Annotated in this window: 27 protein-coding genes; 2 read left to right on the forward strand and 25 right to left on the reverse strand. The window is 47.0% G+C overall.

All coding sequences use genetic code 11. The annotated features are described in order from the left end of the window. Positions 1-14: 14 nt before the first annotated feature. The 22 genes from Ga0451573_RS06775 to Ga0451573_RS06880 all read right to left on the reverse strand — a co-directional run bounded on the left by Ga0451573_RS06775 (position 15) and on the right by Ga0451573_RS06880 (position 17,782). Positions 15-824: an MBL fold metallo-hydrolase gene (locus tag Ga0451573_RS06775; protein ID WP_231683129.1), complete on the reverse strand. Its 810-nt coding sequence runs from the start codon at positions 822-824 to the stop codon at positions 15-17. A gap of 48 nt (positions 825-872) precedes the next feature. Next, entirely contained in the window at positions 873-1,661 is a 789-nt protein-coding gene (locus tag Ga0451573_RS06780) for an acyl-CoA dehydratase activase (RefSeq protein WP_231683130.1), read from the reverse strand. A gap of 128 nt (positions 1,662-1,789) precedes the next feature. Beyond that, on the reverse strand, positions 1,790-2,455 hold the full coding sequence (locus tag Ga0451573_RS06785) for an ABC-2 transporter permease (protein WP_231683131.1): 666 nt from the start codon (positions 2,453-2,455) through the stop codon (positions 1,790-1,792). Further along, positions 2,448-3,314: an ABC transporter ATP-binding protein gene (locus tag Ga0451573_RS06790; RefSeq protein WP_231683132.1), complete on the reverse strand. Its 867-nt coding sequence runs from the start codon at positions 3,312-3,314 to the stop codon at positions 2,448-2,450. Before Ga0451573_RS06790 ends, Ga0451573_RS06785 begins: the two co-directional genes overlap by 8 nt. After that, positions 3,314-3,691 carry a GntR family transcriptional regulator gene (locus tag Ga0451573_RS06795; RefSeq protein WP_231683133.1) on the reverse strand — a complete coding sequence of 126 codons (378 nt, stop codon included), beginning with the start codon at positions 3,689-3,691 and terminating at the stop codon, positions 3,314-3,316. The genes Ga0451573_RS06790 and Ga0451573_RS06795 overlap by 1 nt, the downstream gene beginning before the upstream one ends. 159 nt (positions 3,692-3,850) lie before the next feature. Next, a complete protein-coding gene (sdaAA, locus tag Ga0451573_RS06800) occupies positions 3,851-4,732 on the reverse strand; it encodes an L-serine ammonia-lyase, iron-sulfur-dependent, subunit alpha (RefSeq protein WP_231683134.1) in 882 nt (293 codons plus the stop codon). A gap of 28 nt (positions 4,733-4,760) precedes the next feature. Continuing rightward, complete coding sequence (gene sdaAB, locus Ga0451573_RS06805) at positions 4,761-5,429, reverse strand: L-serine ammonia-lyase, iron-sulfur-dependent subunit beta (RefSeq protein ID WP_231683135.1); 669 nt, start codon at positions 5,427-5,429, stop codon at positions 4,761-4,763. Between the two features lie 191 nt (positions 5,430-5,620). Next, positions 5,621-6,598 carry a 2-hydroxyacyl-CoA dehydratase family protein gene (locus Ga0451573_RS06810; protein WP_231683269.1) on the reverse strand — a complete coding sequence of 326 codons (978 nt, stop codon included), beginning with the start codon at positions 6,596-6,598 and terminating at the stop codon, positions 5,621-5,623. 28 nt (positions 6,599-6,626) lie between these two features. Then, the gene (locus tag Ga0451573_RS06815; RefSeq protein ID WP_231683136.1) at positions 6,627-7,592 is read right to left on the reverse strand and encodes a GntR family transcriptional regulator; all 966 of its coding nucleotides are present in this window, start codon (positions 7,590-7,592) and stop codon (positions 6,627-6,629) included. Positions 7,593-7,710: 118 nt separating this feature from the next. After that, complete coding sequence (locus Ga0451573_RS06820) at positions 7,711-9,285, reverse strand: N-acetylmuramoyl-L-alanine amidase (RefSeq protein WP_231683137.1); 1,575 nt, start codon at positions 9,283-9,285, stop codon at positions 7,711-7,713. 218 nt (positions 9,286-9,503) lie between these two features. Beyond that, the gene (locus Ga0451573_RS06825; protein ID WP_231683138.1) at positions 9,504-10,190 is read right to left on the reverse strand and encodes a GerMN domain-containing protein; all 687 of its coding nucleotides are present in this window, start codon (positions 10,188-10,190) and stop codon (positions 9,504-9,506) included. A gap of 119 nt (positions 10,191-10,309) precedes the next feature. Next, entirely contained in the window at positions 10,310-11,011 is a 702-nt protein-coding gene (locus tag Ga0451573_RS06830) for a cytochrome c biogenesis CcdA family protein (RefSeq protein ID WP_231683139.1), read from the reverse strand. Positions 11,012-11,031: 20 nt separating this feature from the next. Then, complete coding sequence (locus Ga0451573_RS06835; protein WP_231683140.1) at positions 11,032-11,271, reverse strand: thioredoxin domain-containing protein; 240 nt, start codon at positions 11,269-11,271, stop codon at positions 11,032-11,034. A 15-nt stretch (positions 11,272-11,286) separates the two neighbouring features. Further along, entirely contained in the window at positions 11,287-11,481 is a 195-nt protein-coding gene (locus Ga0451573_RS06840) for a hypothetical protein (protein ID WP_231683141.1), read from the reverse strand. Positions 11,482-11,552: 71 nt separating this feature from the next. Continuing rightward, positions 11,553-12,329, reverse strand: a complete 777-nt coding sequence (locus tag Ga0451573_RS06845) for a PduL/EutD family phosphate acyltransferase (RefSeq protein WP_331459394.1) — start codon at positions 12,327-12,329, stop codon at positions 11,553-11,555. A 132-nt stretch (positions 12,330-12,461) separates the two neighbouring features. Next, positions 12,462-13,319: a methylenetetrahydrofolate reductase gene (locus Ga0451573_RS06850; protein ID WP_231683143.1), complete on the reverse strand. Its 858-nt coding sequence runs from the start codon at positions 13,317-13,319 to the stop codon at positions 12,462-12,464. 255 nt (positions 13,320-13,574) lie between these two features. Then, positions 13,575-13,838, reverse strand: a complete 264-nt coding sequence (locus Ga0451573_RS06855; RefSeq protein ID WP_231683144.1) for a hypothetical protein — start codon at positions 13,836-13,838, stop codon at positions 13,575-13,577. Continuing rightward, entirely contained in the window at positions 13,835-14,110 is a 276-nt protein-coding gene (locus tag Ga0451573_RS06860) for an AbrB/MazE/SpoVT family DNA-binding domain-containing protein (protein ID WP_231683145.1), read from the reverse strand. The genes Ga0451573_RS06855 and Ga0451573_RS06860 overlap by 4 nt, the downstream gene beginning before the upstream one ends. Before the next feature lie 127 nt (positions 14,111-14,237). After that, complete coding sequence (locus Ga0451573_RS06865) at positions 14,238-15,191, reverse strand: metal-dependent hydrolase (RefSeq protein WP_231683146.1); 954 nt, start codon at positions 15,189-15,191, stop codon at positions 14,238-14,240. A gap of 95 nt (positions 15,192-15,286) precedes the next feature. Then, on the reverse strand, positions 15,287-15,655 hold the full coding sequence (locus Ga0451573_RS06870) for a DUF3147 family protein (protein WP_231683147.1): 369 nt from the start codon (positions 15,653-15,655) through the stop codon (positions 15,287-15,289). Further along, complete coding sequence (locus Ga0451573_RS06875) at positions 15,652-16,041, reverse strand: DUF3147 family protein (RefSeq protein WP_231683148.1); 390 nt, start codon at positions 16,039-16,041, stop codon at positions 15,652-15,654. Before Ga0451573_RS06875 ends, Ga0451573_RS06870 begins: the two co-directional genes overlap by 4 nt. 145 nt (positions 16,042-16,186) lie before the next feature. After that, complete coding sequence (locus Ga0451573_RS06880; RefSeq protein ID WP_231683149.1) at positions 16,187-17,782, reverse strand: patatin-like phospholipase family protein; 1,596 nt, start codon at positions 17,780-17,782, stop codon at positions 16,187-16,189. A gap of 186 nt (positions 17,783-17,968) precedes the next feature. Here Ga0451573_RS06880 and sigI point away from each other — a divergent pair, with 186 nt between their 5' ends. Together sigI and Ga0451573_RS06890 are read left to right on the forward strand one after the other, a co-directional pair. Further along, positions 17,969-18,700 carry an RNA polymerase sigma-I factor gene (gene sigI, locus Ga0451573_RS06885; protein ID WP_231683150.1) on the forward strand — a complete coding sequence of 244 codons (732 nt, stop codon included), beginning with the start codon at positions 17,969-17,971 and terminating at the stop codon, positions 18,698-18,700. 13 nt (positions 18,701-18,713) lie between these two features. Beyond that, entirely contained in the window at positions 18,714-19,985 is a 1,272-nt protein-coding gene (locus tag Ga0451573_RS06890) for an anti-sigma-I factor RsgI family protein (RefSeq protein WP_231683151.1), read from the forward strand. Between the two features lie 54 nt (positions 19,986-20,039). On the opposite strand, the gene Ga0451573_RS06895 is transcribed toward Ga0451573_RS06890, so the two are convergent. The 3 genes from Ga0451573_RS06895 to Ga0451573_RS06905 all read right to left on the reverse strand — a co-directional run bounded on the left by Ga0451573_RS06895 (position 20,040) and on the right by Ga0451573_RS06905 (position 22,774). Beyond that, positions 20,040-21,680, reverse strand: a complete 1,641-nt coding sequence (locus Ga0451573_RS06895) for a methyl-accepting chemotaxis protein (RefSeq protein ID WP_231683152.1) — start codon at positions 21,678-21,680, stop codon at positions 20,040-20,042. A gap of 92 nt (positions 21,681-21,772) precedes the next feature. Then, positions 21,773-22,420, reverse strand: a complete 648-nt coding sequence (locus Ga0451573_RS06900; protein ID WP_231683153.1) for a YkgJ family cysteine cluster protein — start codon at positions 22,418-22,420, stop codon at positions 21,773-21,775. Positions 22,421-22,438: 18 nt separating this feature from the next. Then, positions 22,439-22,774 carry a YlbF/YmcA family competence regulator gene (locus Ga0451573_RS06905; protein WP_231683154.1) on the reverse strand — a complete coding sequence of 112 codons (336 nt, stop codon included), beginning with the start codon at positions 22,772-22,774 and terminating at the stop codon, positions 22,439-22,441. Positions 22,775-22,837 lie beyond the last annotated feature (63 nt).

Consider the following 22,837-nt stretch of genomic DNA (forward strand, 5'->3'; position numbering starts at 1 on the left):
TAATTTGTAATTATTTATACCTTCTTACAGCCTGGGGCATGCAGTAAAGCAAAAGGTTCAACCTGTATCTGCAGACCTTCAACGGCAGCTGTCACTGCTCCCCCAAAACCATTTTCAGCCTCTTTAATAATTGTATCCAGACTGTATTCCGGCCAGAAGTGGGTAATCACCAACTGTCCGGCCCCGGCCTCACGTGCCAGTTCCCCCGCCTGTTTTGCAGTTAAATGCCCGACAGAGGTATACTCCCTGTCCTTCTCAATAACGCTGGCCTCACAGAGAGCGAGGTCCACTCCTGCTGCTGCACCGGGCAGATGCGCACACCATTTGGTATCTGCGGAATAGAATAGCCTGCCCTCACCCGAAATAACCATGGCAAAGGTCTTCAGAGGGTGATCGGCTTGGATGAAGCTGATACTGACTTCACCGATAACCGCCTGAAAAACCTCCAGGCTATTATGCCGTACCTGCGGCAGAGCTTCCACAGGTCTAATGTCAAAGGCGTCTGTAAAGCGGCTGATTTCCCCAAAAGCCTTTTCCGGTTCCCCCGGCAGGTACAGGGGCAGGGGACCCATAGAGGAGTCAGTCCTCCTGGCTCCGCTAACAGCATGCCTCAGGCAAAATAAATCCATGTAATGGTCGGGATGGAGGTGGGAAACCACTACTGCATCAAGAGAGCGGAAATCAATATATTTCTGGAGATTACTCATTACTCCGTTGCCACACTCGATGAGAATATTTTGGCTGCCGGCCTGAACCAGGTAGCCGGAACAAGCCCCCCCGGCCCTGGGATATGGAGCCCAGCATCCAAGTACCGTTAGTTTCATCACAAACTCCTTTTCAGGTAAACTTTCTTGGTAACATTCGGTAATCTGTTAGTGTTCCGCAAGCAGTCCGGCATGCACACAGCAGCCGATAGCGCCATTGTGCTGAGGGTATTCCGGGACAATAACTTCAAGCCCCAGCTCCTCACTCAGAATTTCTTTCAATGCCTTATTATATGCAACCCCTCCGGTAAATACCAGTACCGGGCTGGCCAGCTGCAGAAGCATGGGTTTTATCCTTTTATATATAGCATAGTTTACACCGGCGCCCAGCTCTTCAATCGGGTAGCCCTCAATTATTTTCCCCACCAGTTCCGATTCCCCGAAAATGGCACAGGTCGCTGCCAGGTCAACGGGGTTTTCCCTGAAGGCGCTTAATTCCCCAAGGCTTATTCCCAGGACTGCAGCCATGTTTTCCAGGTATCTTCCTGAACCGGCGGCACATTTATCGTTTGTCTGAAAATCAGCTAATTTCCCATTACGCACCATCACTACCTTTGTATCCTGCCCGCCAAGGTCAAGCAGGGTAAAGTTCTCCAGCCCTGTCTGCCATGCGGCTCCAAGAGCATGTGCCTTTATTTCGGGAATCTCCTCCCCACCCCTTATCATAATGGTGTTCCGGCCATAACCGGTAGTAACCAGCCTGTCTCCGCCTCCGCTCTCCAGGTCCGGGACAGGCAGCCCCAAGGCGGAAAAGTCTACCACCAGCCGGTTTCCTTCTTTATGACCGTACTTTTTGTAAAACTCCACTGTATCAAATTCATACTTATCGAAAGTTTTCCCGTTGCGGAAAAAAACTATTTTAACCTGCCTGCTGCCAAGGTCAATTCCACAATACATCAGATCAGCTCCGTTAGAAATCTCCACATATCAAAAAAGAGACCATCGCGGTCTCTTTTGGCGATGCCACTATTTTCAATTTTAGCACTGTTATGGAAATAGTTCAAGTTCCGGCAGATATGGAACCGTTAGAAATCTTTGGTTTCATATATCTTCAGGGAGATTAAGGCCGAAACAACCGTTAGCAGCATTACCGCAGCCAATGCCGAGATCCCCGGAGCCCATGCAGGAAAATCCTGCAGGCGGGCAGCCAGCTGTTGTGCTGTGCCGTAATCCATGTTCTGCCTGTAATAACCCACCAGCGCACTCGGACCAAAAAACAGCGCCAGAAATAAAACCATATTGATCATCCTGGACAGAGCGTAACCAAACCGGAAATATAATGGATAGTAAAGGGATGCCAAAAGGGCAACCAATGATAACGCAAAAACAGTGTCATATAGGTTAAGATACCTGACGGAAAGCGGAATCCCGGCAGTGATAATGACTGCCCCCACTGTGCCGGCAATAATCAAGCCAAGAACAACAAAAACCGCTGCTGCCAGATATTTTGAGAGAACCACTGATCTCCTTTTAACAGGCAGGCTGTTGATTATTATTTCACTTTTATATTTATCATCATAGGCATTGGAAGTAACCACCATAATGTAAGCTATGGCAACAGTCCCCATAATATATACGGCCTCCCTGAAGACCTCATTGCTAAAAATCACAAAGAGAAACACACTGTACACCAGGGCAATCAGAAAACTCTTCTTCTGAATCAGGATGTCTTTCAGCACCAGATTAAGCATTTGCACTCCCCCTCACAGTATATAACATAATATCCTCCAGGGACGGCCTCTCGATGATAACACTGCCGCCAAACAGCTTGCGTACCCTTTCCACATTGCCGGTAAGGGCCTCAAAGCCAAAACCGGTTTCCCTCATTCCCAGAAACTCCTTTCTCGTATCCCTGTCGAGGAGTTCCTGGCCGCCCTTGACCACCCCGTATTTTTCAATAATAGACTCCTTTGAGCCGGTCAAGACCAACTCCCCGTTATGAATAAAGGTGATATAATCAGCGGCTTTATCCAGGTCTGTAGTTATATGTGTTGAAAAAAGCACTCCTTTATTCTCATCCTGCAGCAGATCTCTCAGGATATCAAGTATTTCGTTGCGAAATATGGGGTCCAGCCCGGAGGTGGGTTCATCCATAATAATCAGTTCCGCATTGTGAGAGATCGCTGCGGCAAGGGAGAACTTCATTTTCATCCCCTTGGAAAGGTTTTTAATTTTTTTGTCCGGCTGCAGGCCAAATTCCCTGAGATACTTGTTAAAAATGCTATCATCCCACTGCTTGTAAAACCGGGCGATAATTCGTTTCATTTCATTTATTGTCAGTTCTTCATAATAATGACTTTCATCATAAACAAATCCAATCCGTTCCTTAACAGTCAGCTCATGTTCCCGGTTATCCAGGCCAAAAACTTCAATCTCGCCGGCATCTCTCCTTATGAGGTTCATAATCAGCTTAATCGTCGTACTCTTCCCGGCCCCGTTTGGGCCAATAAAGCCCATTATATAACCTTTTTCCAGGCTGAAGGAAATGTCCTTCAGAGCAAAATCACCGAAATCCTTTTTCAAATTCCTTATCTCCAGAATATTATCCATTACTCCCCCTCCTCATATAGCAATTGAAGCATGTCCTGCAGTTGAGACAGGCTGATATCCAGCACCTTACCCTCCATTACAGCTTCAGCCAGTTTTTCCTCAATCGCCTTAAGCCTTATCTCCTTTAGCAATTCCTTATTCTGCCCGGATACGAAGGAGCCTTTACCGCCTACAGTTTCTATAAAACCTTCCTTTTCCAATTCCTCATAAGCCCTCTTTGTGGTGATGACACTTATCTGCAGCTGTTTTGCCAGGTTTCTGATTGATGGCAGAGCCTCCCCCGGGGAAAGCTCCCCTCTGATAATGCTGTCTTTGAATTGTTTGGTAATCTGCTCATATATAGGTTCCTGAGAGCTGTTAGAAATGATTATTTTCACAGGCACCTCCCCCTTCAATATGCACTGTACATATACACCATATACTGTATATATACACTATATACAGTAATAACAATTTTGTCAACTATTCACGGAAAAAAAAGAGCGTCTCAAATAAGTCTTTAGACTGAGACACTCCCGCTAACACTCCAATTAATCCTATTCTGTTCCAAAAATCTTTCGTTCAATTGCCCTTGCTGTTGGCGTATTGGCCAGCCCTGCCTGAGCAGTTTCCCTGAGAGAACCTGGCATCAAATCCCCAATTTCTTTCATGGCCCCAATCACCTCATCAATAGGTATCCGGCTTTCGATTCCCGCCATGGCCATATCGGCAGCCAGCAGGGCATTGGCAGCCCCCATGGCATTCCGTTTGATACAGGGGATTTCTACCATACCGGCTACCGGGTCACAAACTAAACCCAGAATACTTTTTAGTGCAATTGCGCCGGCGTGTGCCGCCTGGCCCGGAGTACCGCCGGCAATCTCCACTGCTGCAGCTGCCGCCATACACGCTGCCGCTCCGCACTCGGCCTGGCAGCCGCCGCTGGCGCCCGATGTCGAGGCAATATCGTCAATAATCCGGCCAATTCCGGCGGCGGTAAACAGACCCCCGATTATCCGGTCTTCACCTGCGCCGGTTTGTTCGGCTGCTGTCAGCAGCACAGCCGGCAAGATCCCACTGGAACCTGCTGTAGGGGCAGCCACTATTTTACCCATGGAAACACTGACAGTACCCACTCCCATGGCCCTTGCCGCTGCCATGGCGGTAGTTGATCCCCCCAGGGCGCGTCCCGATTCCGCATACCTTCTTAGCTGATATGCCTCCTCACCGACAAGCCCGCTCAGAGACCTGTTCCCAGCCTTAATGCCTTCCTCCACAGCCTGAGACATTGTCCGCCAGTAGTCTGTCATCTTATTCCATAATTCCCGCCGCGGCACCGCTTGTTCCTTCTCTTCCCTTTCCATGACAATTTCCCACAACGGACAGCCTCGTTTTTCAGCCTCTTCAACCAGTTCAGCAAAATCATGCCTCAGTATCATTATCCTTCAACCCCCATGTAAACGGCATTTAAAATGAGTTCATCGCAATTATTTTAATAACTTCAGGCGCCGCTGCCACCTGTTTTTGTATCTCTTCAGTTACCGGTTCATCAATCTCAATAACCATCAGATTATCTGCCCCCTTTTGTTTCCTGACAACATTCATGGAAGCAATATTTATTCCACTCTGGCCTAAAATGGTTGTCACCCTGCCAATAACTCCGGGCCTGTCCCTGTGTTCCACCAGCAGGGTGGGGTAGACACCTCTGATATTGACAATAAACTGGTTAACCCGGCTGATTACTATATTTCCGCCTCCCACTGAGCTGCCCTCCACCGTAACATTCCTGCCGGAAACACCGGTCAGAATTATGGCTGCAGTGTTAGGATGGACAGCGCCCGAAAGCTCGATTTTAAACACAATATCCAGTCCCTCCCGGGAGGCTGCTGCCAGGGCGTCTTTTATCCGGTCATCATCTGTATTCATTCCCAGCAGACCTGCAGCCAGGGCCCGATCGGTGCCATGCCCACGGTAGGTCTTGGCAAAAGATCCGTATAAGACGATTTCCGCAGTGGCAGGTTTTTCTCCCAGAACCAATCTGGCCGCCCGGCCTATTCTCAGCGCTCCGGCTGTATGGGAACTGGATGGCCCAATCATTGCCGGCCCGATTATTTCAAAAACACTCTTACCGGTCATCAGCTTCCCTCACCCCAGAAAAAAACGGCTTATCCAAAAACCTGCGGATACTTCGCCTTGATTTTAGAGCTTCAATTAACTCCAATATAAGCAACCCCTTTCAGTTAGTATATCTCCCTGATGCTTAGTTTATTGGCTCCAGATTAACTCCCGGAATGACCATGGAATATGGTGAGGTCATTTTCGGGAGCTTACCTGAGCATTTCCACAAATGCATCAATCCTCATTTTGGTGCGCGCATCCAGGTGTGGCGGCCTGTCTCCCTCAACTGTGAGAACAGGTATGTCAAGCTTGCGCCGTATAATCAGGTCCTGAATCTGTCGGTAGCAGAAGCTCTGAGCATAATGTATCACCCCGTGGATATTCCGCTTCTCAATTTCCCGGGTTATATCCTCCAGCCTGCTAAAGATATCGTAGGGATAGGTGTAACAGGCATATTGTTCCACAATATCGCGGGTATCAAACGGCATAGTGAACTGTCTTTGAATCTCGTTAAACACCACCCGCGCTCCTCTTGACTCAAGGTAGTCATATAAATCAGTCATTATAGGCGGCACCCCAATATATGCCAGCCTGACCGGGGCCTCAATTTCCGGGGCCCTTTCCAGGTGATTCAAGTACTGCTTCACCTCTCCGGCGAAGACTCCAGGGTCTCCATTGAAGTCACTGCAGGACACCTGCCACAAGTGATTTTCGAATCCCCGGACCCTGTTTCCCTGCCAGGTATGTTCATCTATCTGCCAGACCAACTGCCTCACCCGGTCCAGGTTTTCCTTAGTCCGCCCGACCTCTTGCCAATCCACCCCAAAAACAGTCATCAACTTTTCAATCTGCAGCCGCAGCATGTCCCTATCCCGGTCAAAGGGATAGGCGAAGGGAATTATTTTAACTCCTTCCAGTGACAGGGTCTCCATAAGGGCATGAGTATTACTGCAGTCTCCCTGTGTCACCGCAATCAGCGTATCAATTTCTCTATTCCGGATGACTGTAGAATATATCCCCTTAATCCAGGCACATATGTTTCTGGGGTATCCGGCGAGTTCTGCCTCCTCCACCATATCCTGAGTACAGCCGGAAGTAATAAATATATTATTTAAATCAACCGGAATACATCCTCCGGCAATAACTACCTCAACAGGTATTGTTGTCGTAATCCCGACTCTTTGCATCAACTGGTTTTCCTCCCGCTTCTCTTTTTCAGCTTCGTTTCAGTTCCAGCAGGGCTGTTTTAACTGTATTAACCGAACCCGCATCAGGATGATAGCGGAATTCGACGACCTCTTTCCCCTGGGTGTTTTGGGCAGTTACCTCTTTAAGTCTGTGAGGGGAGACCACCAGTGCATCAACATTATCAATAAATACCTTTAAGGCTTCGGGTTCATTACTGGTAGTTGCCAGCATCTCCAGATGATCAATACCGGCTCTGTTAAGAGAACCGCGAATCTTGGCCGCAAAGGTATCAGAAAGGCATACTATCCCCAGTTTTGTTCCCTGTGCCAGCCGGGCAATCCTGACAATGGTTTCCATTTGCGGCTCCAGGGCAATACCGATGATTTCCGTTTCGGGAAGCTGCAGCATTTCCTTGACTTCCTGAAGGTGGAACAATGTAGTCAAAACCAGGTCTGTACCGGCAATCAGCTCATTAATCTGACCGGTTCTTTCTCTAAGGTCCTGAAGCAGCACCGGAACAATCGATACCCCGTGTTCCAGATAAAGACGTCTGGAAAACTGGTCCAACTGCTCTCTGTTGCACTCAACGAAGGCCACTTTGACTTTGCTCAGCATTTCCTTTTTGGCCATTACCCGCTGTGTTGCTATTACCAGAAATTCATCAATATTGAACCCCAGTTCTGCGGCATCCTCAATTGACATATCAATTATTTTCACAAGGCGCTCCTTGAGAGACTCTCTCTTAATAACGGCATCACTGTCAGTAACAAAGGTGCCCCTGCCCCTGGTAGATATCAGAATGCCTTCCGCCTCCAGTTCCTTGTAGGCAGCGCTGACAGTATTCCTGCTTATATTAAGCCTCTCTGCCAGTTCGCGCTCAGTAGGCACCTGGGTCCCTGCTTCCCATTCGCCGTTTTGAATCAGTTTTTTTATCTCACTGATTAACTGCAGGTACTTGGGAACACCCTTTGTACGGTCAAATTCAATAGCCATATAGAAACACCACCACACCTTGCATTATATAACTTAATTGTAGCAAAAAAGAGGGGTAAACCATACCCCTCCCGAAAAAATAATCTTCATTCTAATTTCCCTTTAAAATAATTTCCCTTTAAACACCACTGGCAAAATAGGCTGTCAGCCCTTCAGCTATTCCCTGGGCTACCTTTTCACGGAACTGCCGGTCTTTTAATCGCCTTTCATCCTCGGCGTTAGAGAGAAATGCTGATTCCACCAGTATTGAAGGCATTTTCGTATTCCGCAGCACAGATAGGTTACCCTGCAAAATGCCGATATCCCTGGTTCCCAGCAGAGCAGCAAGCCGTTTCTGAACACTATCGGCCAACTGCCTTCTTTCAGTATACTGGGCATAGAGGCCAGAATCAGATGAAGGTGCATAATAATAAGTAGATGTCCCATTAGTGGTTGACCGTTCAGAGGCATTTGCATGAATACTCACAAACACATCGGCATAAACCTTGTTAGCTACTGCCGCACGACCGGTCAGGCTGATAAAAGTGTCTTCATCCCTGGTAAGAATAACTTCAGCCCCAAGGGCTTCCAGCTTGTCCCGAAGAATCAATGCGGTCTCCAGGTTAAACCCCTTTTCTTGCAGTCCGGTAATCCCTATTGCACCCGGGTCGTATCCCCCATGTCCTGCATCAACAACAATCACCTTGTCCTTGATAGAGGGTTCGGTTAGAGTAACCTGAAGTGTGCTGCCCTCATCATCCAAAACTGCCTTGTACGCCGAAGGCCTGTTGAGGTCAACGACAACCCGCACCGCCATAGGTGTCAGGCTGAATTGCGCGGCCCTTATTTTATTAACAAATTGGCCGGCTGGCTCCAGACCATTAATGTCATTAAGATCACTGTTATCGATGTCAATAACCAGTCTTTCCGGATTTTTTAAGGTGAACATCCGGTATTTTATCTCGCCTTCACTCTTGATAACTACGGTTTCCTCCTCAGTACCCCCAACAAAATCGATGTCTCTCAGGAGTTGGGCAATAGTACCTGTGCCGGTTTCTGAGTCTCCGGGACTTTCCTGTTCTCCCGTTCCGGGATTATCCTCCCCGGGATTATCTTGCCCGGTATCGTCTTCTTCCGGCTGAGGACTTGGTTGATTGGGCGGGTCAGTGCCGTCTCTTGACGGAGCATCAAGGGTATGGACCTCTGCCAGCCATCCGGCAATCCAGCCCGAGCTGCCTCCTGATAGAATTACCTGATACCACTGGCCTTCCTGGGATATAACAGGGAACTGCTCTCCAAACCTTGTTTTGCTGACAATATCATAACCTGTTCCCGGTCCTGAGCGGATATTGACCACACTCTCTTTTACTACCAGATACTTTGACACATTACCTGTTCCCTGGCCTGCGGCCTTAACATTTATCAGCCACCCGGCAATCCAGCCGCTTTTGGCGCTGTCCAGGCTAACCTGATACCAGCCGCCTGACTTTTTTATAATAGGAAATTCCCGTCCCTTACTAACCCGGTCTATTGGACTGTATCCCATCCCCGGACCGCTTCTGATGTTCAGGTAAGCCGACCTGACAGCAGCAATTTCCCCGTTCGGTGCAGTGCCTGCAGCTTCAGCATAATCAGGAAGTGTGCAGATACCCAGGAAAAACAGGGTAAATATAATACCTGTCAAGAGTAAAGCCTTGCACTTTTTTCCCGACAATCATGTCACCCCCTTTCCGACAATCTGGGCATTCCTCTCTTGCTAAAAATTAGAAATGTCCCCTGTCTCTAGGGTTCGACATGATTGTCGAAATTCCTGCAGAAATGACGGAAAAGAACCCTTTTATTGCCAGGAAAGCATAGGAATGGCAGACATGTCCTGGAATATGTCTGCCATTCCTTAGTACTAGTTGGTGAAAGTTTTCTGTCACGGCAATTCTATTGGTTGTTATTAATTATCTGGGTGTTGCGTCCGACAGGTACAGATAAGTCCATGTGACCTGCCAGGGTATCTATCTTTTGGCCCTCAATAAGTATTTCTACTTGTTCAACAGTAGAAAACTGGGTCAGGGTATTCACCACTGAGTATACCGTCAGGATTTCGCCACTGGAGCCGCCCCAGTGATTCTCTCTGAACTCACTGCTCAGGTCAAGGGTGCAGAGGCCGTCAGCAATATTGATATCCAAAAGCCTGGTGCCTTCCGGAATGGTTGCCGACAATCCGTCTTCCTGAGGGCCGTTAATCAGTTCCTGGACCACAGCCCTTGCCAAGCCGGGCACCATCACAATTTCCCTGGTTTCGGTTTTCAGATAATCACCGTTTTGATCTGCGAAGCAAAGCGCCACGGTAACCTTTTTACTTTCCCGGGCCGCCTCTCCTGCAGATGTTTCCACGGCTTCGGGCTCTTCCTGCTTGCCGGCCTGGCTTTCATCAACGGCTTGTCCCTTATCAGCAACCTTTTCTGCACTTGGTAGCTGCTTCCCGGTTATCATACGGTAATGTGTTTCCTTAAGCCTGTCCAACGAATACTTCTCAGCTTCTCTACAGCCGGCTGTCAGCCCGAGCATTAGTAAGACCCCGATCCCAGCCAACAATTTTTTCACGTTCATCTTTGTTAAAATCACAACTTGTCCCTCCCTAATTTTTTTTGTACGGTTGTCCCTTTTCACTACACTATATTAGGGAGGACAAGTTTATATGCCACTTTTTAAAATTTTTTTCAATGAACATTCCGGAATGCCGGCTAATACAGCCGGACCAGAACCAGAAAATACAGGCCCAGGACGATCAGCACCACCCCACTGCCCATGGTAATGTAGCGGGAATACTTGTGAAACCTGGGCAGCCGGCTGATAACACCTGTAAAAGTGCCTGCAATAAGCAGTGGCATACCATGGCCCAGACCATAGGCAAATAACAGACCTGCTCCATAATAAAAGCTTCCGGTAGAAGCAACATAAGTGATAATTACTGCCAAAACGGGAGTTGCACACGGTGAAGCCACCAGTCCAAACGTAAGCCCAATCGCAAATGCCGGGAGCAGCCCGCCTTTTTTGAGAGGCATTTTATTCAAAGTGGGAAACCTGATGTTGATAACTCCCAAAAGGCTTAATCCCATAACTATGGCAATTACTGCAAGTACGTAGTACCATATGTCACCCGCCTGCCCGACAACCCTGCCCAGAAGTACGGCGGCAACGCCAAAAGCGGAAAACGTCACCGACATCCCCAGAACAAAGGCTGCAGACATGGCAAAGCCTCGAATGCGGGATTTGCCCTCCGCACCGCCATAACCCCCGATATATCCGACAATAACAGGTATCATAGTCAGGATACAGGGGCTTATACTGGTAATAATCCCACCAAAAAATACAATTAAAAAAGATAGGGGCGAAATAGCGCCCACAGCCTGAGGAACCACCTTGTCAAAAAAGTCCTGAAACATATCCAATCCCTTTCCGCATCTTATTCCTTGGCAGCAGTTTGGACAGCCTTATTTAGATGGCCCTCCAGGAAATCCTGGGTCTGGGTACCCGCATCAGAAAAAAGAATATTTCCCTGACCATCCATAATGACAATATGCGGAATATAATAGACATTGAACTGCCCTGCCAAAGGCGCAGTCCCGGCATCGTTAGTATTGGCAATAATAAACTCTACGTCATTCCCATATTTCTCTTCCAGGGCCAGCACCACTGGCTCCATGTCCCGGCAGGCCGGTCAGGTTACTCCATAGAATTCCAGAAATATTGGTTTTCCGGCCTCGGCAGCGCCGGCAAACTTCCCTGCAGGGTCAGGGGTAGTGGCAAACTGGCCTTCACCTTCCTGTGCGGGGTTAAGGTACGGAATTACAAAAATAACTCCTACCGCAAGTACAACCAATACCAGAATAATTATCCTGATATTAACCTTCATCGGCAATCGTCCTTTCATCAATAAAATTAGTTATTCCGCAAATATTAAGTAAATTATATCATTAATTTCAGCTAATCGAAATACCACAATTCAGTATCTTTTCTGGCGTCTTCCATTGTTTTTACCAACTCGCTTAAAAAGTCACGCTTGGCCGTGTCCTCTTCTCCACGTACCAGTTGTCTGACACAAATCTGCAGTGATTCAATCTGCTGTTCATCGATAATACTGATTATCTGTTCCAGGCGGAGCTTTTTGTCATTTATCCTGAAAAGGTGCACCCTGTCTCCATTGTTCAAACCTGCCGCATTTGCTTCATCAAAGTCAAGGTGTATTTCCGTGTGGTCATTTAGTTCGGAAACCCGTACCAGGACATGGTCAAACACCAGACTTCTTTCCCCCTTGACAACAACCATAGCCGAGTCTTTAAAACTGAACCCCAGCTTAGCGGCATCATTAGGGCTCATATGGATATGCCTATTGGGAACAATGACTGATTCCGGTATATAATATTCCCTGCCTCCATGGACAAGGGTTACTCCGGGAGTGCCGCTAAGTTCACCTGACAGGCGTACCGGGGGGTTAATCCCCAAAAAATGTCCGTCGGTTTTAGAGATTTCCACCTGTGTCCTTTCCCGCAGGCTGCTGACCAGGGCAACATTGGGAATCTCCCCTTTGGGTCCCTTTAAGGTCAGGCGCTCCCTGGCGATAAAGACCCCCGCAAGGGAAAGGTCCTTATCCCTGGCAAGTGTATACCCAGGGCCAAAAATCATTTCCAGGTCAGCGGGCGACAGGTGGACATGCCTTCCTGAAACACCAACACTAATAAGTATAACAATCCCTCCCCTAATGAACGAAAACTTCCGTCACAAATCTTTATATATAGTATTGTACCAAATTAGCTTATGATATCATTAGAATTGTCAACTTTACAACAGATAAAAAAAAAGACCTCCGGATTAACAAAGGTCCTAGATGAATCGCTACCCGATCAGGTTTAAGGTATGCTCAATAATTTCATTGGAAGCCTTAACATCTCCCAGTGCCATAATATGTATTCCGTCTATGTGTTTAAATACCTTGGTAACAAAATCACAGGCCACTGCAGCTCCGGTCACACCTTCCCGTATCTGCGCCAAAACTTCTCCCGGAATTTCTATGCCGTCAACACTGTCATTCATATATTCCGCCATTTTGATACTCTTGAGCGGCATCAGGCCGATAATGACAGGTTTACCCAATTGCTTCATTTCCTCCACAAAGGCTATGGTTTTCTCAGCATCATAACACGGCTGGGTCTGGAAGAAATCGGTACCTGCCTCCACCTTGCGCTTCGCTCTGCTGTACACCGCATCCATGTTGGCTGCAGCAGTACTGGTAGTGCCGCTTACCATAAAATTTGTCGGTCCCTTAAATTCTTTTCCATTGGCATCCAGGCCCTTATTCATTTCTTTAATAAGGCCTATAAGCGAAAGAGTATTCAGGTCGTAAACAGCCGACGACTGGTACGGTCCATGCTGTGGCGGGTCACCGGTTGTTGGCAGCAGCAGCCTGATTCCCAGGGCATCTGCTCCCAAAAGGTCTGCCTGTGTCCCCAGAAGACTGCGGTCACGGCAGGTAAAATGCGGAATTGTGTCAATACCAAGTTCTGACTGTACTATATGTGCCAGGGCAATAGAGTTAATTCTCATTCTGGCCATTGGACAGTCGTGAATATTAATTGCATCAAGCTTAATATATGACCTGGCCTTCTCCAGGGTAGCCCGGACATCGGTCCCATCGGTAGGTCCGAGTTCTGTGGTAATGACGAACTGCTTTCCCAGTTTTTCCTTTAAACCCATCCTCTGTTCCCCCTTAAATTCATACATTTCTGAATTATTTTATTCTACCTTCTTTAAGGTATTCCTCCTATATTTTTGTATAATTAGCAGGCTGCAGAGCCTGGTATCCCACTAAAAACCGCACTTTAGACCCCATAACGTATGGAAGGTAACAAAAAGCAGGGAGTATGTCTCCCCGCTTCGTCTTGCCGTTTACATGCTTCTATTTCCGCTGTTAATTGCTGTACGAATTCAAACAATGGAAACTAACTTTTACTACGGATTTTTTAATGCCTTGTCATGTTTATCAATATTGCGCAGCAATATTCCATCTTCCGTATACTCCCATGTCATTCTTATACCCATAGTGATACTTACCTCAAAAATACCTTCATGTCCCTTAATTTTTTTGGCGCGAAGCGAAGGATGCCTAGGGTTTTCAATCATAAGGGAAAGCTTATTCTTAAGCGCCTTTTTTATCTCAGGTGATAATTCGCTGACCTTTTCAATAAAGTATTCCGTATAGTGGACATTAATCATTCATCCAGCCCCAAATCCTTAAACAGTTCTGCTTTAGAAGAGGCGGTTCTGACCTTTCCTTCCTTTATGTCTTCATTCACTCGCACTTCACCCTGCTGCCATTCTTTTGAATAAAACCACACCTGGTCTCTGTGGATTATAACGACCGGAGTGATAATAAGACGACCGTCCTGCTCAATAACTTCCAACTTATCCCCGGGCCGAAGGTTCATTTTTTTTACCAGCTCACTGGGGATGGTTACTTGTGATTTTTGTTTTAATTCAACAAGCATTTTAATCAACTCCAGTAATAAAGTTTAACTTTCTAACTTTATTATATTGTTTGTTGATAAAATTATCAACTTTTTTCCTTACAGTATTTTCTGCTTTTACATCAAATAGTTCAGATGCATATCATAATCAAAAACCTTCCGGCAGACGGATTTTGCGGTTCTTGTTATAAGGCTGAAAAACCGCATCTATTATTGTCTGTGTCTCATCAAAAATCACTGTGGCGCTGTGAAGAAAGTCTTCGCGAATAAAATACCTGAGGTCACAAAATCTGACAATGTGTTTCCCGTCCTCGAGACAGTGCGAGATGTGAAAATATGGCGTGAAACTCTGAAATAACTGTCCCATCCTGCTTTTGAGAGCCTTTCCAATCAACGGGCTTAGCGGGACTTTTTCAAGTATTTTTTTAATCCCCGGCTTTGGGGAAAAACATCGTATTTCACCTATTATATAGCTATCCCGGGTTTCAATGAGAAAAGACCAGTTCCACAGGCTGACCATAGCAGGCATGACAACAATCCTAAAGATTGCATCCCCGGCAAACTGGCGCTCCAGCATATGATGCACCCTCTGTCTCAGATAAAATCTACTTCCCAGATACATCACAGCCAGCCAAAAGGCAGCCTCTGCAATCAATCCCGACATACCCGGCCAGAATATAACCACGGCAAAAATCACGATTATTACCGGATCAGCAAGAACCAGCAGATTCAGTGTATACCTCTTCCGGGAAAAGGGCCAAAGGATTTTGGCGCCATAGGAATTAAAGATGTCCAAGGCAATATGCGATAATGCCCCCAAAAAGGTCCATATAAAGATAAGGCCGGGATTTACGCCGCCCATCAGCAGCCATAAGCCTGCCGTAATAATGCCCGATATAACCAGCACTCCGGGGATTGAATGAGACGACCCCCTGTGATGAGTCAGATACGGCACATCACCAAAGAGCTGAAGAACAATATCCAGGTCCGGCGCCAGCGCTCCCAGCATTGCCCCCAGGTGCATCGGATTACTTAAAGCAAACTTATCACCCGAAAGTGCAGCAACACCCATTCCTACTAATGCGTGTGTCAATGGATCCATATATATCCCCTCCCCGGACGGTATCCAGCCCTAAAATTATACCACAACCGGCTCAGGTATTTCTAAAGGAATTTAATGGCACTACCGCGGCCCAATCAGCAGCAGCGTTCTCTTCGGCCGGATGCCACGGTATTGCTCAGCAGCGAAACTGCCAGCCACACTATAAGAGAAATGCCCAGTCCCAATGGCCAGGAATTAAGGGCCCTGATAAAAAACAGGGCTGAAAGGACACAGGCAGCACATCCGATCATACCTGCCACCGCTCCCCGGGCTACAGCTGCCGCCACCCTGTTCCCCTCACGCATTCCGGCCATAGAAACTGCTGCCACCATAACTACAGGAAAGGCGGCAAACACTCCGCTGATAAACTTAACCGGTGCATAAGCCGAAACAAGCCAGCAGACTACAACTGCCAGTCCGCCCAATAAAAAGCGCATCCCTAACTCAATTACGTCATTTTTCATCCCAACCACCCCAGAACCCCGGTCTTATTAACTACAATGTAAAAAACTGAAACAAAAACCAACCAGACCATCAAAGCCCGGAATAATCCCTTCTGCCAGCCATACCTGACGATAAATACCGATGCTGCCACAGCACACATAATATTCCCCAGCATTCCGATCAGGGCGCCTTTGGAGACCTCCAGAACCAAAGGCAGTCCCTCACCTGAAGGAAGTCCGGCAGAAACTGTAATAATCGCTGCCAGATATACTGCCGGAAAAGCTGCAAATATGCCTCCCCACCGGCCTCCAATGCGTTTTGCCAAAATATAAGCAGCCGCAACGGCTCCCCCGCCCAAAACGAAGCGGATAAGGAGACCTGCGGCTGTTAAACCGTCAGTGTCCATTTCTCTCTCCCCCTGCTTAATAACTATCATACGCCTCTTGCCTGCCAAGTGCAATACTTTTCACAAATAGCGTGCAATATTTTTCACAAACAGATTCCAGCGTTTTAATCAGAAGAAAGAGGAGAGGTCGCCATACCCCGTCGGATTAGCGGGAAAACATTTTTTCTTTTGACCAGTTAATTGATTTATTGACAATATACTTGGCCAGACTCACGGTAAACATCCTTAATAATGTGAGCCTGCCAATTTCTTTTCCGGGAAGGTCAGGACTCAGGCCAAATAACCGGGGCCCGATATCTTCCATCAGCAGGGGAACTGAATTATCAAACAGTTGCTGAATTATTTTCCGGTTAATTTTTACGGGAACCCTCTCCTCACGGCAGATAACCAGCCTGTCGAGTTCCCTTTCCTTGTTCAACCAGCGTCTGGCATAAGTGCGCCCTACATTATAGTCGTGCTGCATAAACCCGGAACCAAGAAACCCGCCAAAATTACCAAAAATCACTCCGGCAAGTTCCCTTTCGGCATCCCTGGGAGCTATCATCTCTACTATAATATCCTGCTTGTTGCGCAGGTCGGCCACCTGTTCCAGAAGGTAACAATACTTGGCAAACATCTCCCTGTCCTGTACCTGCCTGATTTCATTTCTATAAGCATTTCTGATGCGTTCCGTCTCCGCCTTCAGGTAATCCCGCGGGTCGATGCCCAGAATTTTCTCTCCCTTAAACCTGGCCACTTCACTGCATAATCCGTCCAGCACACCTGCTTTTTCCTGTGGAATTCTCTGAGCCTTCCAAATATCTGCCATGGCAGCTACAAATGAGTTCTTCCAGTGGATCCGCCGGTTTACTTTTTCCAGTAACAGCAGGTCCTTGTAAAGAGTCTGGTTGCGGGGTATTGTCCAGACAGCCCTTGCAGCAACGTCAAAGACGCCTTTTTTGCCATCCCACTGCGCTTCTCCGGGCGGGGCCGGGTCAACAACCAGGAAAACCCGCTCATAATCTTCGCCAGGACTGGTGTCCTGCAGTTCACTGACCATCTCAATGGCCCTGTTTAGCGGCTGATTGTTGACTATTCCCCCATCAGAATAATGATATGGCATTTCTCTTAAATCACGGGTAAAGTTATACTTGGAAATCCTGGGAAAATCCCTTTCTGACCTTATTATGGTTTTGGGCTCAAAGGCAACCGGAAAAGCGCTTGAGGCACGGACCGCGTCACGCAGTTCCTGCCACTCCGAAAATTCGCCGGAAATCCTGAATTTTAACGCATCTTCATAGCTGACGGCGCCAATGGAAAATTCATCAGTCCTTGCCGTATGAATCCGGTATTTGATTCCTTCCAGATTGGTAGCCACAGCAACAAAACTGACAGAGTCATATTTCCCTGGATATTTTATGCTGACGGCAGCCGGCGGCCGGATATACTTTTGGATCAGGCTCTCGACTTTATTCCCCGAAAGCAGCGATCTTTCCCCATGGCTTAAAATCAGGAGTTCTTCCAGCTTAACCGCCATCCAGGCCTCTCCGATGATAGCAGGGTCAATGCCATATACTACTGCTAATGCCGTCAGGGCCCCTGTTAAGGCCCCTGCTGACGCTCCCGCAATCACATCAATTTCCAATCTGGGGGCAGCGTTCTCCAAGATATGCTTTACAATTTCGCAGGCAACCCCAGCCTCAAAACTACCCAGGGACACACCCCCGGTAAAAACCAGAGCGATTTTTCTTTTTCGGCTCATAACCCACTGCAGCCTCCCTTTTTAAATATATTATGCAAAAGCGCCCGGCTCCGTCTTACAAAGGTATATTTTTTAGCATTTACAAAGTGTTTACAGTTTTGGACAGGATTTGACAGTATTTTTGTCGAAGTTAAACCCACAGAAATTAGTTAAATTAAACGTATATAAAAGTAACGAGGTGTTAAAATGGCCCCAGCAAGTAACGGCATGGATGTTTTGCAGGTAATTAGCAGAATTCAGGCTGGCGACCAGAATGCCCGGGAAGAATTCCTCAGTGAATATAAACCTTTTGTGGCCAAAACCGCCATGAGTCTCTGTAAACGCGCCCTGCAATGGGAGGACAGTGACGAACTGAGTATAGCCCTGATTGCATTTAATACAGCAGTTGATAGATACAATATCCAAAAGCAGGTACCATTCATTCCCTATGCAAGGGTTGTCATTAACAACAGACTTAAAGACTATTTCCGCAAAGAATCGCGCCTCCATGTAGAATTTTCCCTTGAAATCGAAACCACCGAAGGCAAATTTCTCAGCCCTGCTGATATCCAAGCTGCCTGGGAAGACTTCAGAAACAGGACCATTGAGGATGAGCGGCGGGAAGAATTGGAAGATTACGAAATAATGCTGAACAAATTCGGTATAGATTTTGAGGCTCTGGTAGAGGCTTCTCCAAAACACAGGGACTCACGTGAGACTCTGTTCAAGGTTGCCGGCTTTATTGTCGGGCATGAACAAATGATGAAGCAACTACTGGCAAAAAGACAGCTTCCCATCAGTGAACTAATTCTAAAAACAGGTGTAAACCGCAAGACCCTCGAAAGAGGCCGCAAATTTATTATAGCCACCTCTCTGATCCTCTATTATCCGATGCAGTTTCCATATCTGCATTCCTATATTAAGCAGAGAGCTGACTGAAAGGGTGTTACCTATGAAAATCCGGGGACTTGTTGTTAAAGTAAAAAATCCATATTACCTCATCCTCGCGGCTGACGGCACATATCACAAAGTACCCCTTTCAGGCAATCCATCGGTAAATGTCGGGGCTCAGGCAGAATTCTCAACTGCCAACCGGTCCTTCTCCCATTTCCGGTACCTGAAACAAGCAGCGCTGGCAGCTTCTCTGCTGTTGGTTGTTCTGGCCTTCGGCTTCTATACCATGTTTACAGGAGCTGAGGCTGCAGCCTATATTTCACTTGACATAAATCCCAGCATAGAACTTGAAATAGATGATGACCTTAAGGTCACCGGAGTCAATTTATTGAACCCTGATGCCGCGAAACTCATGGCGAAAATTTCCCTGAAGGGGTCCAGCCTTTCCACAGCCGTTGAGCTGATGCTGTCCAGGGCGCTGCAGGACGGCTACCTGAAATCAGGTGAAAAAAACCTTATATTGTCTACGATTACCCTAAACGGTAATTCGAAGGGAAACATTGACCTTGACAGCCTGGCAGTATACCTTGAAAAACCGGTAGCTAATGAAGCTGTAGATATAGAAATTGTGATTACCTCCACCGATAAGGCTCTCAGGGATGAGGCCGCTAAAGAAGGCTTATCCACCGGTAAGCTGCTGGTATACAAAGATGCGCTCCAATCAAGCGGAAAACTTACCATAGACCAGGTGAAGCAAACCAGTATAACTCAACTGGAAAATGAGCTGAAGATCAAGATTCTGGGAAATTATAAACAGCGAATCGTCCGCAAATATCATATCGCCGACAGGTTCACCGGAAACGAACCCGATGACGACAACGGCCCGCATAATTCCGTTGGTGATAAAAAACAAAATAATGGCAATGGAAACAATGCAAATAGCGGGCAAAGCAAACCAAATCAAAATTCATCCGGCAAAGCCGTAAAAGGGAACTCCTCACAAGTAAAGGGAAATAACTCAGGGAAGTCACAACCGGAGCAAAATGAGTGGCAGGAACAAAATGAGCAACAGGAACAAAACCTGGAACCTAATCAGGAGCAAAACCAACTGTCAGAGCAAAACCAGGAACCCAATCAGGAGCAAAACCCTCAACAGGAAGAACAGGGGCAGGCAGAGGAACAACGAGAGCAAACTAATGGAGAGACCTCTTCCGGAGAAGACGGGCAGAGCGGAAAAACAGAAAGCAATACCTCGGACAGCGGAAAAAAGCAGAACTCTGACACCGGTACATCGGGCAGTTCTTCGGATAGCCGCAGTGGGAAGAGTTAATACCGGGAATAATTAATGGGCAGCCCATTTTGCTGAATGGGCTGCCCACTTCATTCACGACTTTACCTTAAACCGATCAACCAGTTTCTCCATTTCGGCTGCCGCCTCCGACAGGGCAGTTGCGGTCCCCGTAAGGCATTCACTGGCTGCTGCCTGTTCCTGAATAGCTGAAGAAATTGCTTCCGCTGACCTGGAGGTTTCTACTGCCACATCACTGCAGATATCAAGGTCTTTAACAAGTAAGACGCTGCGTTCGTTGATGTCAGATGCCATGCCAAAAGTATCCTTTAGCTGCACTGAAAGCAGTTCAACAGCCTCAATCAAACCATTAATGGAAGCCCTGGTGTCATTAAGGACCCTAGTCCCCTTTTTGACTTCCCCGACGCCTGTTCTCATCACCAACACCGCTTCTGAGGTTTTCTTCATATTGTTGGTAATAATATCCTTAATCTCCTTGGCAAAAACCGCGGTGGATTCTGCGAGAGTCCTTACTTCCTCGGCAACTACCGCAAAACCAACCCCATGTTCCCCTGCCCTGGCAGCCTCTATGGCTGCGTTCAGGGCCAGCAGATTTGTTTGCTGAGCCACCTCTGTGATTGTATTGATAATTGCCTCTATTTGGTTAGACTGAGCAGCCAAATCTTCGATTACCTGAGCTGTGTGCTCAAACGAGAAGTGAATACTCTGCATCTGCTTTTCTGAAGCTCCCAGGTTCTGCATACCCTCGGCCGCTTTTGCCAGAGAAGTCTCTGATTGTTTTAAGCCGTCCTGTGAAAAGTGTAGCATGTGTTTAACCGCAGAAGTAACTTCCACCCCGAACTTCCTTACTGAAATCAGACTGTCCAATTGACTTCTCGCCCCTGCAGCAAGTTCCTGGGAAGTGGTGGAAATCTGTGTTGAGGCTTTATTAAGTTGTAAGGTTGAAGCGCTCTGTTCATCACTTGACACACTTATCTGCTGGGCAAACTCCTGCATCGTTTTAATAATGGAACCCAACCCGATACCAATTTTGTTGATTTCGAATATAATCTGACCAATTTCATCTCTGGAATAGGGTTCCAAAATCTTGGTCAGGTCGCCCTCAGATATTGCCCGGGTACCCTTAACGGCAATTCCGGAGATTGCCGAAATCTGGTTCTTGACAAAAACTGCAATTGCAATACTCAATACCAGCCCTGTTCCAAAAGTAATGACCGGGTTGGACTGCAGTACATACATAACTGCTGTGGCTAAAACCGGCAAAACTGTAGCTGCAGAAAGCTTAGCTCCCAGGCGACACCCCTCAATAACACTGCCAACCCTGACAGAGTAACGTTTTATACCATTAACATAAACCGGGCAGGATGCATCCAAAAGCACTTCCCCGGTATTCCGGTAATACACCTGAAGCAATGGTTCCACAGTTTGGGCCGCTTGGATTCCCGCCTCATCATTGAAAACAGTTCCTTCCCTAAGGCGGTTCGTATGTACCAGCGCTGTCCCCAGTTCATCCACAATGAGTATATACTCAAAGTCTCCGAGTTCCTTGTCAAACAAAACCCGCAGCCGTTTTTCAACATCATTTAACGCACTATTTTCTTCTAACAGACAACCACATTCTCCTGCCAGCTCTCTAGCTTTCTGCAACAGCCTGAAGCCTTTTCTGCTCCTCAGCAGCCGCTGCTCATTAAATGTGCCGCTTTCTGCTTCACTCATGCCAAATCCCCCAGTCAGATGCCAAAGAATTCGAACCATAATTTGCTAGTTATATTTTTTTTCGACAGGATTTGAAAAATACCTCTTTTTTTCTATGTTATTCTGTTCCATAACCGGGGTGTACAAACATCTTTAAGCCTTAACTCCTCATATGAAGAAGCTCCCGCAAAAGCGGTCCGGCGATAATCCCTGATATCAGGCGCCGCCAAAACACCCTCATGTATAATAAGGTTATTGTTTTTTGTTTTAAATTCAAACCATTTTCTAACCAGTTCGTCCTCTCCGGCATTAATGATTTCTTCTCTCAGTTTATTAGCATTACGTGTTACAGGACAGCAAATAAAAGTCTGGCAGACCAGCGGCCGCTTCCCATAATTCCCGCAAATACCTCTGGAACTATCTAAATAGCGACACCTCCCTGATTCATCCAAGCCCATGGTTATGTCCACAACCCTTCCCTCAACATAGACATGAAGCATTTGGCCGACAAACTTCGCAAGATCGCCTTCCGCCAGGTTTAATACATCTATCAGGGTAACCGGAATACGCTCCTGACAGCATAAATCACAGCCGAAACAGGAATCTGTCTCCGGCTTTCGGGTGCGGCAGCATTTAGCTGTCTCAATAAAGTTATTGACAGCATCCAGATAATCCTGAACCGTCGCCTGGGGATCTGTTACTCTAATGTCATATCCTTCCTGTCCATTTACCAGTACCGGTATTGCTTCAACCCTGTCCAATAATAATCACCTTCACTGTTATTTCTGTTCCAGTCCAAGTCCATCCACTAATATCTTATGTATATCAGCCATCATCGCGGCAAAACGGTGTTCTGCTTCCATAAAATCCTTGGTTATCTGGTTCGCGACAACTATTTCATGCATCTTCTTTAATTCCTTTACCTTGTCCTCCGGAACCTGCCGGCCTGACATATGCATTTGCTGCAGCTCAAACTGCTGCTTCCGGTAGCCAGTAAACATGTTTTTAAGCTGCCCGTCAGCCTCTATCAGATCTTTATTCCTTTGGAGTATTTTATACTCCGCTGATTCCCGGATTCCTTTGGCGAGCACATTAGCCTGATCATAAACATTCACTTCATATGCCTCCTTCTAACATACACCTTATTAATTATACGCCATCATACAGTCCTTTGACAC

The organism is Phosphitispora fastidiosa (assembly GCF_019008365.1).
GTDB lineage: Bacteria > Bacillota > Thermincolia > Thermincolales > UBA2595 > Phosphitispora > Phosphitispora fastidiosa.